The sequence below is a fragment of the Pseudomonas sp. MF6394 genome, assembly GCF_002018845.1.
Taxonomy (GTDB): domain Bacteria; phylum Pseudomonadota; class Gammaproteobacteria; order Pseudomonadales; family Pseudomonadaceae; genus Aquipseudomonas; species Aquipseudomonas lactis.
This window is the reverse complement of sequence record NZ_MVOJ01000033.1, coordinates 25,304-39,358: the sequence shown is the minus strand read 5'-3', so window position 1 is coordinate 39,358 and position 14,055 is coordinate 25,304. Positions and strand designations below refer to the sequence as shown.

Sequence of the window (14,055 nt, the reverse complement as noted above, 5' to 3'; positions counted from 1 at the left end):
TTTGAGCCCCATCGTTCATCCCGTCGCCTCCCTCCGTCAGATTTGACTTGAACACCAAAGCTTCTGGTCAGCGAGCAACCCTACCCAGGCAACGAATGCCGGGCTGGCAAACGGATACTTCAAACAAGACGCGACGAGGTTTTTCCCCATGGCACTGACACGCGAACAGCAAATTGCAGCCCTTGAAAAAGACTGGGCTGAAAACCCACGCTGGAAAGGCGTAACCCGCGCTTATTCCGCTGCTGACGTCGTCCGCCTGCGTGGCTCGGTTCAACCTGAGCACACCTTTGCAAAACTCGGCGCCGAGAAGCTGTGGAACCTGGTCACCCAAGGCGCCAAGCCGTCCTTCCGTCCCGACAAAGATTTCGTCAACTGCATGGGCGCCCTCACTGGCGGCCAGGCAGTCCAGCAGGTAAAAGCCGGTATCCAGGCGATCTACCTGTCCGGCTGGCAAGTGGCAGCGGACAACAACTCCGCTGAATCCATGTACCCCGACCAATCGCTGTACCCGGTGGACTCGGTGCCAACCGTGGTCAAGCGCATCAACAATTCGTTCCGTCGTGCCGACCAGATCCAATGGAAAGCCGGCAAGAACCCGGGCGATGAAGGCTACATCGACTACTTCGCGCCAATCGTGGCCGACGCCGAAGCCGGTTTCGGCGGCGTACTCAACGCCTACGAGCTGATGAAGAGCATGATCGAGGCAGGCGCTGCCGGCGTGCACTTCGAAGACCAGTTGGCTTCGGTGAAAAAATGCGGCCACATGGGCGGCAAGGTACTGGTACCGACCCAGGAAGCCGTACAGAAGCTGACCGCTGCTCGCCTGGCTGCTGACGTGGCCGGTACGCCGACCATCATCCTGGCGCGTACCGACGCTAACGCAGCAGACCTGCTGACCTCGGACTGCGACCCGTACGACCAGCCGTTCGTCACCGGCGAACGCACCCAGGAAGGCTTCTATAAAGTGCGCGCCGGTCTCGACCAGGCCATCGCCCGCGGCCTGGCCTACGCCCCGTACGCCGACCTGATCTGGTGCGAAACCGCCAAGCCGGACCTGGACGAAGCACGCCGCTTTGCCGAAGCGATCAAGAAGGAATACCCGGACCAACTGCTGTCCTACAACTGCTCGCCTTCCTTCAACTGGAAGAAGAACCTGGATGACGCGACCATCGCCAAGTTCCAGCGCGAACTGTCGGCCATGGGCTACAAGCACCAGTTCATTACCCTGGCGGGTATCCACAACATGTGGCACAGCATGTTCAACCTGGCGCACGACTACGCCCGCAACGACATGACGGCCTACGTGAAGCTGCAGGAGCAGGAATTCGCTGACGCCGCCAAAGGCTACACCTTTGTGGCGCACCAGCAGGAAGTGGGCACCGGCTACTTCGACGACATGACCACCGTGATCCAGGGCGGCACCTCGTCCGTGACTGCGCTGACCGGTTCGACCGAAGAAGAACAGTTCCACTAAGTACCGCGTACACGGCCACTGCGGCCCCACGGAAGACCTAACCGCAGTGCCGCGCAACAATCACGCCCCGACTGGTTCGGGGCGTTTTTTTGCCTGGGAATCACCGAAAATCAATGGTGGGAGCTGGCTTGCCTGCGATGGCGGTGGGTCAGAGGCAGGTGTTTCAGCTGATCCGCCGCCATCGCAGGCAAGCCAGCTCCCACATTGACCGCACCCTATCCATAGTTTTTTGCTAAAAACATTGATCCAGAGCGGTATCCGCACAAGCCCAATCGGGTAAAAGAGCCGTTGCGACAACTAAGCGACACTCAAGCAAGTAACGCTAACTTCCCGCGCCACATGAGAAACACTCGCTTAAACCCCGCGCAAACAATATTCATTATCATTTGGCACCTGAAAACTTCGTTACAGCTTAAACAAAACATAATTGATGAAAAGCCCGCTAATGCCCACACCACAAGGGCTACAGCCCCAAGAAGGTGCACTATGTGCTTATTCCACCGAATAATTTCGCCCTGGGAATTTTACTTGCCCGGTGTTTAGCCATAAAATCACCGCGATTGATTGCAGTGCGACATATCGTCACTGCATCGTTACTTTTTCGAGCTCAGAGACCTTTGCTCTCTGTTAAGGATTTCCAGCATGACCGACGCGACAGGACTCATGGCCCACAACTGGGGCTTTGCCATTTTCCTTCTCGGTGTTGTAGGCCTTTGCGCCTTCATGCTCGGCGTGTCCAGCCTCCTCGGGTCAAAAGCCTGGGGCCGCAGCAAAAACGAACCGTTTGAATCCGGCATGCTGCCTACAGGTGGCGCCCGCTTGCGGCTCTCAGCCAAATTCTATCTGGTCGCGATGTTGTTCGTGATCTTCGATATCGAAGCCCTCTTTCTCTTTGCATGGTCTGTGTCCGTCCGCGAAAGCGGCTGGACCGGATTCGTCGAAGCTCTCGTTTTCATAGCAATTCTGTTGGCAGGTCTTGTCTACCTGTTCCGAGTGGGCGCCCTTGACTGGGCTCCGGAAGCTCGTCGCAAGCGGCAGGCGAAGCTGAAACAATGAGGCTTTGGCAATGCAATACAATCTCACCAGGATCGACCCGGATGCTCCTAACGAGCAGTACCCCATCGGCGAACGGGAAACCGTTTCCGACCCGTTAGAAGACCAAGTCCACAAAAACATCTACATGGGCAAGCTGGAAGACGTGCTGAGTGGCGCGGTCAACTGGGGGCGTAAAAACTCCCTGTGGCCGTACAACTTCGGCCTTTCGTGCTGCTACGTGGAAATGACCACCGCCTTCACGGCGCCCCACGACATCGCGCGCTTTGGCGCCGAAGTGATCCGGGCCTCGCCGCGCCAGGCGGATTTCATGGTTATCGCCGGTACCTGCTTCATCAAGATGGCGCCGATCATCCAGCGTCTCTATGAGCAAATGCTCGAACCAAAATGGGTTATCTCCATGGGTTCGTGCGCCAACTCCGGTGGCATGTACGACATCTACTCGGTCGTTCAAGGGGTGGACAAGTTCCTGCCCGTGGACGTCTACGTGCCTGGCTGCCCGCCCCGTCCCGAAGCGTTCCTGCAAGGCTTGATGCTGTTGCAGGAATCGATTGGCAAGGAGCGTCGCCCACTGTCCTGGGTGGTCGGTGATCAAGGCGTTTATCGCGCCGAGATGCCGTCTCAAAAGGAACAGCGCCGCGAACAGCGAATCGCAGTCACCAACCTGCGCAGCCCCGACGAAGTCTGATCCAGCCCGCTTCTTTCTATAGAACGAAAACCTGGCTTCATTCTTTACGTTGACCGAAAGCGATAAAAAACCATGACTACAGGCAGTGCTCTGTACATCCCGCCTTATAAGGCAGACGACCAGGATGTGGTTGTCGAACTCAATAACCGTTTTGGCCCTGACGCCTTCACCGCCCAGGCCACACGCACCGGTATGCCGGTGCTGTGGGTGGCGCGTGCCAGGCTCGTCGAAGTCCTGACCTTCCTGCGCAACCTGCCCAAGCCGTACGTCATGCTCTATGACCTGCATGGCGTGGACGAGCGTCTGCGCACCAAGCGCCAGGGGCTGCCGAGCGGCGCCGATTTCACCGTGTTCTACCACCTGATGTCGCTGGAACGTAACAGCGACGTGATGATCAAGGTTGCCCTGAGCGAGAGCGACCTGAGCATCCCGACCGTGACCGGTATCTGGCCGAACGCCAGCTGGTACGAGCGTGAAGTCTGGGACATGTTCGGTATCGACTTCCCCGGCCACCCGCACCTGACGCGCATCATGATGCCGCCGACCTGGGAAGGTCACCCGCTGCGCAAGGACTTCCCTGCCCGCGCCACCGAATTCGACCCGTTCAGCCTCAACCTGGCCAAGCAGCAACTGGAAGAAGAAGCCGCGCGCTTCCGCCCCGAAGACTGGGGCATGAAGCGCTCCGGCACCAACGAGGACTACATGTTCCTCAACCTGGGCCCGAACCACCCTTCGGCCCACGGTGCCTTCCGGATCATCCTGCAACTGGACGGCGAAGAAATCGTCGACTGCGTCCCGGACATCGGCTACCACCACCGTGGCGCCGAGAAGATGGCCGAGCGCCAGTCCTGGCACAGCTTCATCCCGTACACCGACCGTATCGACTACCTCGGCGGCGTGATGAACAACCTGCCGTACGTGCTCTCGGTCGAGAAGCTCGCCGGCATCAAGGTACCGGACCGCGTCGACACCATCCGCATCATGATGGCCGAGTTCTTCCGGATCACCAGCCACCTGCTGTTCCTGGGCACCTATATCCAGGACGTCGGCGCCATGACCCCGGTGTTCTTCACCTTCACCGACCGTCAGCGTGCCTACAAGGTTATCGAAGCCATCACCGGTTTCCGCCTGCACCCGGCCTGGTACCGCATCGGTGGCGTAGCCCACGACCTGCCGAACGGCTGGGAGCGCCTGGTCAAGGAATTCATCGACTGGATGCCCAAGCGTCTGGACGAGTACCAGAAAGCCGCCCTGGACAACAGCATCCTCAAAGGCCGCACCATCGGCGTCGCGCAGTACAACACCAAAGAGGCCCTGGAATGGGGCGTCACCGGTGCCGGCCTGCGTTCCACCGGTTGCGACTTCGACCTGCGTAAGGCGCGCCCATACTCCGGCTACGAGAACTTCGAGTTCGAAGTACCGCTGGCGGCCAATGGCGATGCCTACGACCGTTGCATCGTGCGCGTCGAAGAAATGCGCCAGAGCCTGAAGATCATCGAGCAGTGCATGCGCAACATGCCGGCCGGCCCGTACAAGGCGGATCACCCGCTGACCACGCCGCCGCCCAAAGAGCGCACGCTGCAGCACATCGAAACCCTGATCACGCACTTCCTGCAGGTTTCGTGGGGCCCGGTGATGCCGACCAACGAATCCTTCCAGATGATCGAAGCGACCAAGGGTATCAACAGTTATTACCTGACGAGCGATGGCGGCACCATGAGCTACCGCACCCGGATTCGTACCCCAAGCTTTGCCCACTTGCAGCAGATCCCTTCGGTGATCAAAGGCGAGATGGTCGCGGACTTGATTGCGTACCTGGGTAGTATCGATTTCGTTATGGCCGACGTGGACCGCTAAGCATGAACAGCACGCTTATCCAGACAGACCGTTTCACCTTGAGTGAAACCGAGCGCTCGGCCATCGAGCACGAGCTGCATCACTACGAAGACCCGCGCGCGGCGTCTATCGAAGCCCTGAAGATCGTCCAGAAGGAACGTGGCTGGGTGCCCGACGGCGCCCTCTACGCCATCGGCGAGATCCTCGGCATCCCCGCCAGCGACGTTGAAGGCGTGGCCACGTTCTACAGCCAGATCTTCCGCCAGCCGGTGGGTCGCCACATCATTCGTGTGTGCGACAGCATGGTCTGCTACATCGGCGGCCATGAGTCCGTGGTCAGCGAGATCCAGAACAAGCTGGGCATCGGCCTCGGCCAGACCACCCCGGACGGCCGCTTCACGCTGCTGCCGGTGTGCTGCCTGGGCAACTGTGACAAGGCGCCGGCGTTGATGATCGACGACGACACATTCGGTGACGTACAGCCCGCTGGCGTCACCCAATTGCTCGAGGGCTACCCATGACCCTGACCTCCTTCGGCCCGGCCAACCTGATCAAGCGTTCGGCCGAGACCCACCCCCTCACCTGGCGCCTGCGCGACGACGGCGAGCCGGTATGGCTCGACGAGTACCAGGCCAAGAACGGTTACGCGGCGGCGCGCAAAGCCTTCGCCGACATGGCCCAGGACGATATCGTCCAGACCGTGAAGGACGCCGGCCTCAAGGGCCGCGGCGGTGCGGGCTTCCCCACCGGCGTGAAGTGGGGCCTGATGCCCAAAGACGAATCCATCAACATCCGTTACCTGCTGTGCAACGCGGATGAAATGGAGCCCAACACCTGGAAAGACCGCATGCTGATGGAGCAACTGCCCCATCTGCTGATCGAAGGCATGCTGATCAGTGCCCGTGCGCTCAAGACCTACCGCGGCTACATCTTCCTGCGTGGCGAGTACACCACCGCCGCCAAGCACCTGAACCGCGCCGTGGAAGAAGCCAAGGCCGCAGGCTTGCTGGGCAAGAACATCCTCGGTTCCGGTTTCGACTTCGAACTGTTCGTGCACACCGGCGCGGGGCGTTATATCTGCGGTGAAGAAACCGCACTGATCAACTCCCTCGAAGGCCGCCGCGCCAACCCGCGCTCCAAGCCGCCCTTCCCTGCCGCCGTGGGCGTGTGGGGCAAGCCGACCTGCGTGAACAACGTCGAGACCCTGTGCAACGTGCCGGCGATCATCGCCGACGGCGTGGACTGGTACAAATCCTTGGCGCGCGAAGGCAGCGAAGACATGGGCACCAAGCTCATGGGCTTCTCCGGCAAGGTCAAGAACCCTGGCCTGTGGGAGCTGCCGTTCGGCGTGACCGCGCGCGAGCTGTTCGAGGACTACGCCGGCGGCATGCGTGACGGCTACACCTTGAAAGCCTGGCAGCCAGGCGGCGCCGGTACCGGCTTCCTGCTCCCTGAGCACCTCGATGCACAGATGTATGCCGGCGGCATTGGCAAGGTGGGTACCCGGATGGGTACTGGCCTGGCGATGGCAGTCGACAACACGGTGAACATGGTCTCGTTGCTGCGCAACATGGAGCAGTTCTTTGCCCGTGAATCGTGCGGTTTCTGCACCCCATGCCGCGACGGTCTGCCGTGGAGCGTCAAGCTGCTGATGGCCCTGGAAAATGGCGAAGGCCGCGAGGGTGACATCGAAACCCTGCTCGGCCTGGTCGGCTTCCTCGGCCCAGGCAAGACTTTCTGTGCTCACGCACCGGGCGCCGTGGAGCCATTGGGCAGCGCAATCAAATACTTCCGCTCGGAGTTCGAAGCCGGCATCGCGCCCACCAGCGCCGCCGTCCCGCCTCTGGCGAAGCCGATCGTAGTCGGCGCGTAACGCTTAAACAGGCGAAGGGTCCGTGCCCTTCGCCTGCTCATGTGCTGACGCCTTCAAGGCTGTGTAGATGCACATGAATAACAAGATTCCATTAGCCACGCCCGCTGACAACGGGCCAACGAAGAACTTTGAACCATGGCCACTATCCACGTAGACGGCAAAGCGCTCGAAGTCGATGGGGCGGACAACCTGTTACAGGCGTGTCTGTCACTCGGCCTCGACATCCCGTATTTCTGCTGGCACCCCGCACTTGGTAGCGTCGGTGCCTGTCGCCAGTGTGCGGTCAAGCAATACACCGACGAGAACGACACCCGTGGTCGTATCGTCATGTCCTGCATGACCCCAGCCACCGACAACACCTGGATCTCCATCGACGATGAAGAATCCAAGGCGTTCCGCGCCAGCGTTGTCGAGTGGCTGATGACCAACCACCCCCACGACTGCCCGGTCTGTGAGGAAGGCGGTCACTGCCACCTGCAAGACATGACGGTGATGACCGGCCACAACGAGCGCCGTTATCGCTTCACCAAGCGTACCCACCAGAACCAGGACCTCGGCCCGTTCATTTCCCACGAAATGAACCGCTGCATCGCCTGCTACCGCTGCGTGCGCTTTTATAAAGACTACGCCGGCGGCACCGACCTGGGCGTGTTCGGCGCCCACGACAACGTGTACTTCGGTCGCGTTGAAGACGGCGTGCTCGAGAGCGAGTTCTCCGGCAACCTCACCGAGGTCTGCCCCACCGGTGTGTTCACCGACAAGACCCACTCCGAGCGCTACAACCGTAAGTGGGACATGCAATTCGCACCGAGCATCTGCCATGGCTGCTCCAGCGGTTGCAACATCTCCCCTGGCGAGCGTTACGGTGAACTGCGTCGTATCGAAAACCGCTTCAACGGTTCGGTCAACCAGTACTTCCTGTGCGACCGTGGCCGTTTCGGCTATGGCTACGTCAACCGCGAAGACCGCCCACGCCAGCCCCTGCTGGCCGATGGCGCCAAGCTGAGCCTGGACGCCGCGCTGGATAAAGCCGCCGACCTGTTGCGCGGCCGCACTATCGTGGGTATCGGTTCGCCGCGTGCCAGCCTCGAAAGCAACTTCGCCTTGCGCGAGCTGGTAGGTGCCGAGCACTTCTACTGCGGTATCGAAGCCGGCGAGCTGGAGCGCATTCGCCTGGTCCTGCAAGTACTGAACGACAGCCCGCTGCCCGTGCCGAACATGCGCGACATCGAAGACCACGATGCGATCTTCGTGCTCGGTGAAGACCTGACCCAGACCGCCGCGCGTATCGCGCTGTCCCTGCGTCAATCGGTCAAAGGCAAGGCCGAGGAAATGGCCGACGCCATGCGCGTACAGCCGTGGCTCGACGCGGCCGTGAAAAACATCGGCCAGCACGCGCTGAACCCGCTGTTTATCGCTTCTCTGGCTGAAACCAAGCTCGACGACATCGCCGAAGAATGCGTGCACGCTGCGCCGGACGACCTGGCCCGCCTCGGTTTCGCCGTGGCCCACGCCCTCGACGCCAGCGCACCTGCGGTTGAAGGCCTGGACGCTGAAGCCGTCGAACTGGCCCAGCGCATCGCCGACGCCCTGCTGGCGGCCAAGCGTCCGTTGATCATTGCCGGTACCTCGTTGGGTTCCAAGGCGCTGATCGAAGCCGCCGCCAACATCGCCAAGGCCCTGAAGCTGCGCGACAAAAACGGTTCCATCAGCCTGGTAGTGCCGGAAGCCAACAGTCTGGGCCTGGCCATGCTCGGTGGCGAGTCCGTGGACGCTGCGCTGCAAGCGGTGATCGACGGCAACGCCGACGCCATCGTGGTACTGGAAAACGACCTGTACACCCGCACCGCTGCGGCCAAGGTTGACGCTGCGCTCAACGCTGCCAAGGTGCTGATCGTCGCCGACCACCAGAAGACCGCCACCAGCGACCGCGCCGACCTGGTACTGCCAGCCGCCACCTTCGCCGAAGGCGACGGTACTCTGGTCAGCCAGGAAGGCCGCGCCCAGCGCTTCTTCCAGGTGTTCGATCCGAAGTACATGGACGCCAGCATCCTGGTGCACGAAGGCTGGCGCTGGCTGCATGCCCTGCGCGCCACCCTGCTGAACCAGCCGATCGACTGGACCCAGCTCGACCACGTGACGGCTGCCACCGCCGCCAGCGCGCCGCAGCTTGCCCGCATCGTCGATGCCGCGCCGTCCGCAGCGTTCCGCATCAAGGGCCTGAAACTGGCCCGTGAGCCGCTGCGTTACTCCGGCCGCACCGCCATGCGTGCTGACATCAGCGTGCACGAACCGCGCACCCCGCAGGACAACGACACAGCGTTTGCCTTCTCCATGGAAGGTTATTCGGGTTCGGCCGAACCGCGTCAGCAGGTGCCATTTGCCTGGTCGCCGGGCTGGAACTCGCCGCAGGCCTGGAACAAGTTCCAGGACGAAGTCGGTGGTCACATCCGCGCTGGCGACCCGGGCACTCGCCTGATCGAAACCAGCGGTGACTCGCTGAACTGGTTCGCTGCGGTACCGCGTCCGTTCAACCCGGCGCCGGGCACCTGGCAAGTCGTGCCGTTCTTCCACCTGTTCGGCAGCGAAGAAACTTCTTCCAAAGCCGCGCCGGTGCAAGAGCGCATTCCTGCCGCCTACGTGTCCGTGGCCAAGTCCGAAGCCGACCGCCTGGGCGTCAACGACGGTGCCCTGCTCAGCCTCAACGTGGCCGGCCAGACCCTGCGTCTGCCGCTGCGTATCAATGACGAGCTGGGTGCCGGCCTGGTTGCACTGCCTAAAGGCATCGCCGGTATTCCGCCTGCCATTTTCGGCAAAACCGTTGACGGTCTGCAGGAGGCAGCGCAATGACTTGGTTCACGCCGGAAGTAATTGACGTGATCATCTCGGTGGTCAAGGCCATCGTGATCCTGTTGGCCGTGGTCGTCGCGGGCGCCCTGCTCAGCTTCGTCGAACGTCGCCTGCTGGGCTGGTGGCAGGACCGTTACGGTCCGAACCGCGTTGGCCCGTTCGGTATGTTCCAGATCGCTGCCGACATGCTGAAAATGTTCTTCAAGGAAGACTGGACTCCGCCGTTTGCCGACAAGGTGATCTTCACCTTGGCACCGGTGGTGGCCATGAGCGCCTTGCTGATTGCGTTCGCGATCATCCCGATCACCCCGACCTGGGGCGTGGCGGACCTGAACATCGGCTTGCTGTTCTTCTTCGCCATGGCCGGTTTGTCGGTATACGCGGTGCTATTCGCCGGTTGGTCAAGCAACAACAAGTTCGCCCTGCTGGGCAGCTTGCGTGCCTCGGCGCAAACCGTATCCTATGAAGTGTTCATGGGGTTGGCACTGATGGGCATCGTGGTGCAGGTTGGCTCGTTCAACATGCGCGACATCGTCGAGTACCAGGCACAGAACCTGTGGTTCATCATTCCGCAGTTCTTCGGCTTCTGCACCTTCTTCATCGCTGGCGTGGCCGTGACTCACCGTCACCCCTTCGACCAGCCGGAAGCGGAACAGGAACTGGCCGACGGTTACCACATTGAATATGCCGGCATGAAGTGGGGCATGTTCTTCGTCGGTGAGTACATCGGCATCATCTTGATCTCGGCCCTGCTGGTCACGCTGTTCTTCGGCGGCTGGCACGGTCCGTTTGGCATCCTGCCGCAGTTGGCCTTCTTCTGGTTCTTCCTGAAGACCGCGTTCTTCATCATGCTGTTCATCCTGCTGCGCGCCTCGATTCCGCGCCCGCGTTATGACCAGGTGATGGATTTCAGCTGGAGATTCTGCCTGCCGCTGACCCTGATCAATTTGCTGGTGACGGCTGCCGTCGTGTTGTTGAACACGCCCGCTGCCGCGGTTCAGTGAGGATTTGACCCATGTTCAAATATATTGGCGACATCGTTAAGGGTACCGGTACCCAGTTGCGAAGCCTGGTGATGGTGTTCGGTCACGGCTTTCGCAAACGCGACACCCTGCAATACCCCGAAGAAGCGGTGTACCTGCCGCCGCGCTATCGCGGCCGCATCGTACTGACCCGCGACCCCGACGGCGAAGAGCGTTGCGTAGCCTGCAACCTGTGCGCCGTGGCGTGCCCGGTGGGTTGCATTTCCCTGCAGAAAGCTGAAACCGAAGACGGTCGCTGGTACCCGGACTTCTTCCGCATCAACTTCTCGCGCTGCATTTTCTGTGGCCTCTGCGAGGAAGCTTGCCCGACCACCGCGATCCAGCTCACCCCGGATTTCGAGATGGCCGAGTTCAAACGTCAGGACCTGGTGTACGAGAAAGAAGATCTTTTGATCTCTGGTCCCGGTAAAAACCCTGATTACAACTTCTATCGTGTTGCAGGTATGGCCGTTGCCGGTAAGCCAAAAGGCGCCGCACAAAACGAAGCCGAGCCGATCAACGTGAAGAGCTTGCTGCCTTAAGGAAGAAAGATGGAATTCGCTTTCTATTTCGCATCGGGTATTGCAGTGGTGTCCACGCTTCGCGTGATCACCAACACTAACCCCGTGCACGCCCTGCTCTACCTGATCATTTCGCTGATCGCCGTGGCCATGACCTTCTTCAGCCTCGGCGCACCGTTCGCCGGTGTGCTGGAAGTGATCGCCTACGCCGGCGCCATCATGGTGCTGTTCGTGTTTGTGGTGATGATGCTCAACCTGGGGCCGGCTTCGGTCGCCCAGGAGCGCGTCTGGCTCAAGCCCGGCATCTGGCTCGGCCCGGTTGTCCTCGCAGCCCTGCTGCTGGGTGAACTGCTGTATGTGCTGTTCGCTCACCAGAGCGGCCAGGCCATCGGCCACACCACCGTAGACGCGAAAGCCGTGGGCATCAGCCTGTTCGGCCCGTACCTGCTGGTGGTCGAACTGGCTTCGATGCTGCTGCTCGCCGCAGCCATCACTGCCTTCCACTTGGGCCGCAACGAAGCCAAGGAGCAATGACGATGCCTGCTATCCCTTTGGAGCATGGTCTGGCGGTCGCCGGCATCCTGTTCTGCCTTGGCCTGGTCGGCCTGATGGTTCGCCGTAACATTCTGTTCGTGTTGATGAGCCTGGAAATCATGATGAACGCCGCGGCACTGGCATTCATCGTGGCAGGCGCGCGTTGGGGCCAGCCGGATGGGCAAGTGATGTTCATCCTGGTGATCAGCCTGGCAGCCGCCGAAGCCAGTATTGGCCTGGCGATCCTGCTGCAGCTGTATCGTCGCTTCCACACGCTTGATATCGACGCTGCCAGTGAGATGCGCGGATGAACATGATCTTTCTGACTTTCGTATTCCCCCTGATCGGTTTCCTGCTGCTGTCGTTCTCTCGCGGGCGCTGGTCGGAAAACCTCTCGGCCCTGATCGGCGTGGGCTCCATCGGCCTGTCGGCCATCGTGGCCGCCTACGTCATCTGGCAATTCAACGTGGCCCCGCCTGAAGGCGGTCACTACACCCTGGTGCTGTGGCAGTGGATGGCGGTTGAGGGCTTCAAGCCCAACTTCGCCCTCTACATCGACGGCCTGTCGATCACCATGCTCGGCGTGGTGGTGGGTGTGGGCTTCCTGATCCACCTGTTCGCGTCCTGGTACATGCGCGGTGAAGCGGGTTACTCGCGCTTCTTCTCGTACACCAACCTGTTTATCGCCAGCATGCTGTTCCTGGTGCTGGGCGATAACCTGTTGTTCCTGTACTTCGGCTGGGAAGGCGTGGGCTTGTGCTCGTACCTGTTGATCGGTTTCTACTACAGCAACCGCAACAACGGTAACGCGGCACTCAAGGCATTTATCGTCACCCGCATCGGCGACGTGTTCATGGCCATCGGCCTGTTCATCCTGTTCCAACAGGTGGGCACGCTGAACATCCAGGAACTGCTGGTGCTGGCTCCGCAGAAATTCCAGGTCGGTGACTTCTGGATCACCCTGGCGACCCTGATGTTGCTGGGCGGCGCCGTGGGTAAATCTGCGCAACTGCCGCTGCAAACCTGGCTGGCGGATGCGATGGCCGGCCCTACCCCGGTATCGGCATTGATCCACGCCGCCACCATGGTAACCGCCGGTGTCTACCTGATCGCCCGTACCCACGGCCTGTTCACCCTGGCGCCGGACATCCTGCACCTGGTGGGCATCGTCGGCGGCGTAACCCTGGTACTGGCCGGCTTCGCCGCGCTGGTGCAGACCGACATCAAGCGTATCCTCGCCTACTCGACCATGAGCCAGATCGGCTACATGTTCCTGGCCCTGGGCGTTGGCGCCTGGGACGCGGCGATCTTCCACCTGATGACCCACGCGTTCTTCAAGGCCCTGCTGTTCCTCGCCTCCGGTGCGGTGATCGTGGCCTGCCACCACGAGCAGAACATCTTCAAGATGGGCGGCCTGTGGAAGAAACTGCCACTGGCCTACGCCAGCTTCATCGTCGGTGGTGCCGCCCTGGCCGCCCTGCCGTTGGTGACCGCCGGTTTCTACTCCAAGGACGAGATCCTCTGGGAAGCCTTTGCCAGCGGTAACCAGAACCTGCTGTACGCAGGCCTGGTGGGTGCGTTCATGACCTCGCTGTACACCTTCCGCCTGATCTTCATCACCTTCCACGGTGAAGCCAAGACCGAAGCGCACGCAGGCCACGGCATCTCCCACTGGTTGCCGCTGTCGGTGCTGATCGTACTGTCGACCTTCGTCGGCGCGATGATCACCCCGCCGCTGCACGGTGTGTTGCCACAAAGCGTCGGCCATGCCGGCGGCGAAGCCCAGCACAGCCTGGAAATCGCCTCGGGCGCCATCGCCATCGCCGGTATCCTGCTGGCGGCCCTGCTATTCCTCGGCAAGCGTCGCTTCGTGACCGCCGTGGCCAACAGTGGCATTGGTCGCTTCCTGTCGGCCTGGTGGTTCGCCGCCTGGGGCTTCGATTGGATCTACGACAAACTGTTCGTCAAACCTTACCTTGCGATCAGCCACGTGCTGCGCAAAGACCCGCTCGACCAGACCATCGGTTTGATCCCGCGTGCCGCCAAGGCCGGTCACACCGCCCTGAGCCGCAGCGAGACCGGCCAATTGCGTTGGTATGCAGCGTCCATGGCAGCGGGTGCCGTTCTGGTGATCGGCGCCATCGTCGTGGTAGCGGTCTGACTATGTTTAAGTGCACTGCGTACTTTGCGAACTTGCGAAAGGA

At 61.1% G+C, this 14,055-nt stretch carries 12 protein-coding genes; all 12 read left to right on the top strand.

What is annotated here, in order from left to right; all coding sequences use genetic code 11:
- Positions 1-148 precede the first annotated feature (148 nt).
- The 12 genes from aceA (at position 149) to nuoL (ending at position 14,012) form a co-directional block, all read left to right on the top strand.
- Entirely contained in the window at positions 149-1,474 is a 1,326-nt protein-coding gene (aceA, locus tag MF6394_RS26370; protein WP_003174717.1) for an isocitrate lyase, read from the top strand.
- 642 nt (positions 1,475-2,116) lie between these two features.
- Positions 2,117-2,530, top strand: a complete 414-nt coding sequence (locus MF6394_RS26365; RefSeq protein WP_003192109.1) for an NADH-quinone oxidoreductase subunit A — start codon at positions 2,117-2,119, stop codon at positions 2,528-2,530.
- Between the two features lie 10 nt (positions 2,531-2,540).
- On the top strand, positions 2,541-3,215 hold the full coding sequence (locus MF6394_RS26360) for a NuoB/complex I 20 kDa subunit family protein (RefSeq protein ID WP_003174719.1): 675 nt from the start codon (positions 2,541-2,543) through the stop codon (positions 3,213-3,215).
- Positions 3,216-3,287: 72 nt separating this feature from the next.
- A complete protein-coding gene (nuoC, locus tag MF6394_RS26355; protein WP_078467862.1) occupies positions 3,288-5,072 on the top strand; it encodes an NADH-quinone oxidoreductase subunit C/D in 1,785 nt (594 codons plus the stop codon).
- Positions 5,073-5,074: 2 nt separating this feature from the next.
- The gene (gene nuoE / locus MF6394_RS26350) at positions 5,075-5,572 is read left to right on the top strand and encodes an NADH-quinone oxidoreductase subunit NuoE (RefSeq protein WP_003174721.1); all 498 of its coding nucleotides are present in this window, start codon (positions 5,075-5,077) and stop codon (positions 5,570-5,572) included.
- Positions 5,569-6,924, top strand: coding sequence for an NADH-quinone oxidoreductase subunit NuoF (gene nuoF / locus MF6394_RS26345; RefSeq protein ID WP_032896666.1), 1,356 nt, complete (start codon positions 5,569-5,571; stop codon positions 6,922-6,924). The genes nuoE and nuoF overlap by 4 nt, the downstream gene beginning before the upstream one ends.
- A gap of 135 nt (positions 6,925-7,059) precedes the next feature.
- Positions 7,060-9,774 carry an NADH-quinone oxidoreductase subunit NuoG gene (gene nuoG, locus MF6394_RS26340; RefSeq protein WP_078467861.1) on the top strand — a complete coding sequence of 905 codons (2,715 nt, stop codon included), beginning with the start codon at positions 7,060-7,062 and terminating at the stop codon, positions 9,772-9,774.
- The gene (gene nuoH / locus MF6394_RS26335) at positions 9,771-10,778 is read left to right on the top strand and encodes an NADH-quinone oxidoreductase subunit NuoH (RefSeq protein WP_003174724.1); all 1,008 of its coding nucleotides are present in this window, start codon (positions 9,771-9,773) and stop codon (positions 10,776-10,778) included. Before nuoG ends, nuoH begins: the two co-directional genes overlap by 4 nt.
- Before the next feature lie 11 nt (positions 10,779-10,789).
- On the top strand, positions 10,790-11,338 hold the full coding sequence (gene nuoI / locus MF6394_RS26330; protein WP_003174725.1) for an NADH-quinone oxidoreductase subunit NuoI: 549 nt from the start codon (positions 10,790-10,792) through the stop codon (positions 11,336-11,338).
- A gap of 9 nt (positions 11,339-11,347) precedes the next feature.
- A complete protein-coding gene (gene nuoJ / locus MF6394_RS26325) occupies positions 11,348-11,851 on the top strand; it encodes an NADH-quinone oxidoreductase subunit J (protein WP_003174726.1) in 504 nt (167 codons plus the stop codon).
- A 2-nt stretch (positions 11,852-11,853) separates the two neighbouring features.
- A complete protein-coding gene (gene nuoK / locus MF6394_RS26320; RefSeq protein WP_003174727.1) occupies positions 11,854-12,162 on the top strand; it encodes an NADH-quinone oxidoreductase subunit NuoK in 309 nt (102 codons plus the stop codon).
- A complete protein-coding gene (gene nuoL, locus MF6394_RS26315) occupies positions 12,159-14,012 on the top strand; it encodes an NADH-quinone oxidoreductase subunit L (protein ID WP_044274602.1) in 1,854 nt (617 codons plus the stop codon). The genes nuoK and nuoL overlap by 4 nt, the downstream gene beginning before the upstream one ends.
- Positions 14,013-14,055 lie beyond the last annotated feature (43 nt).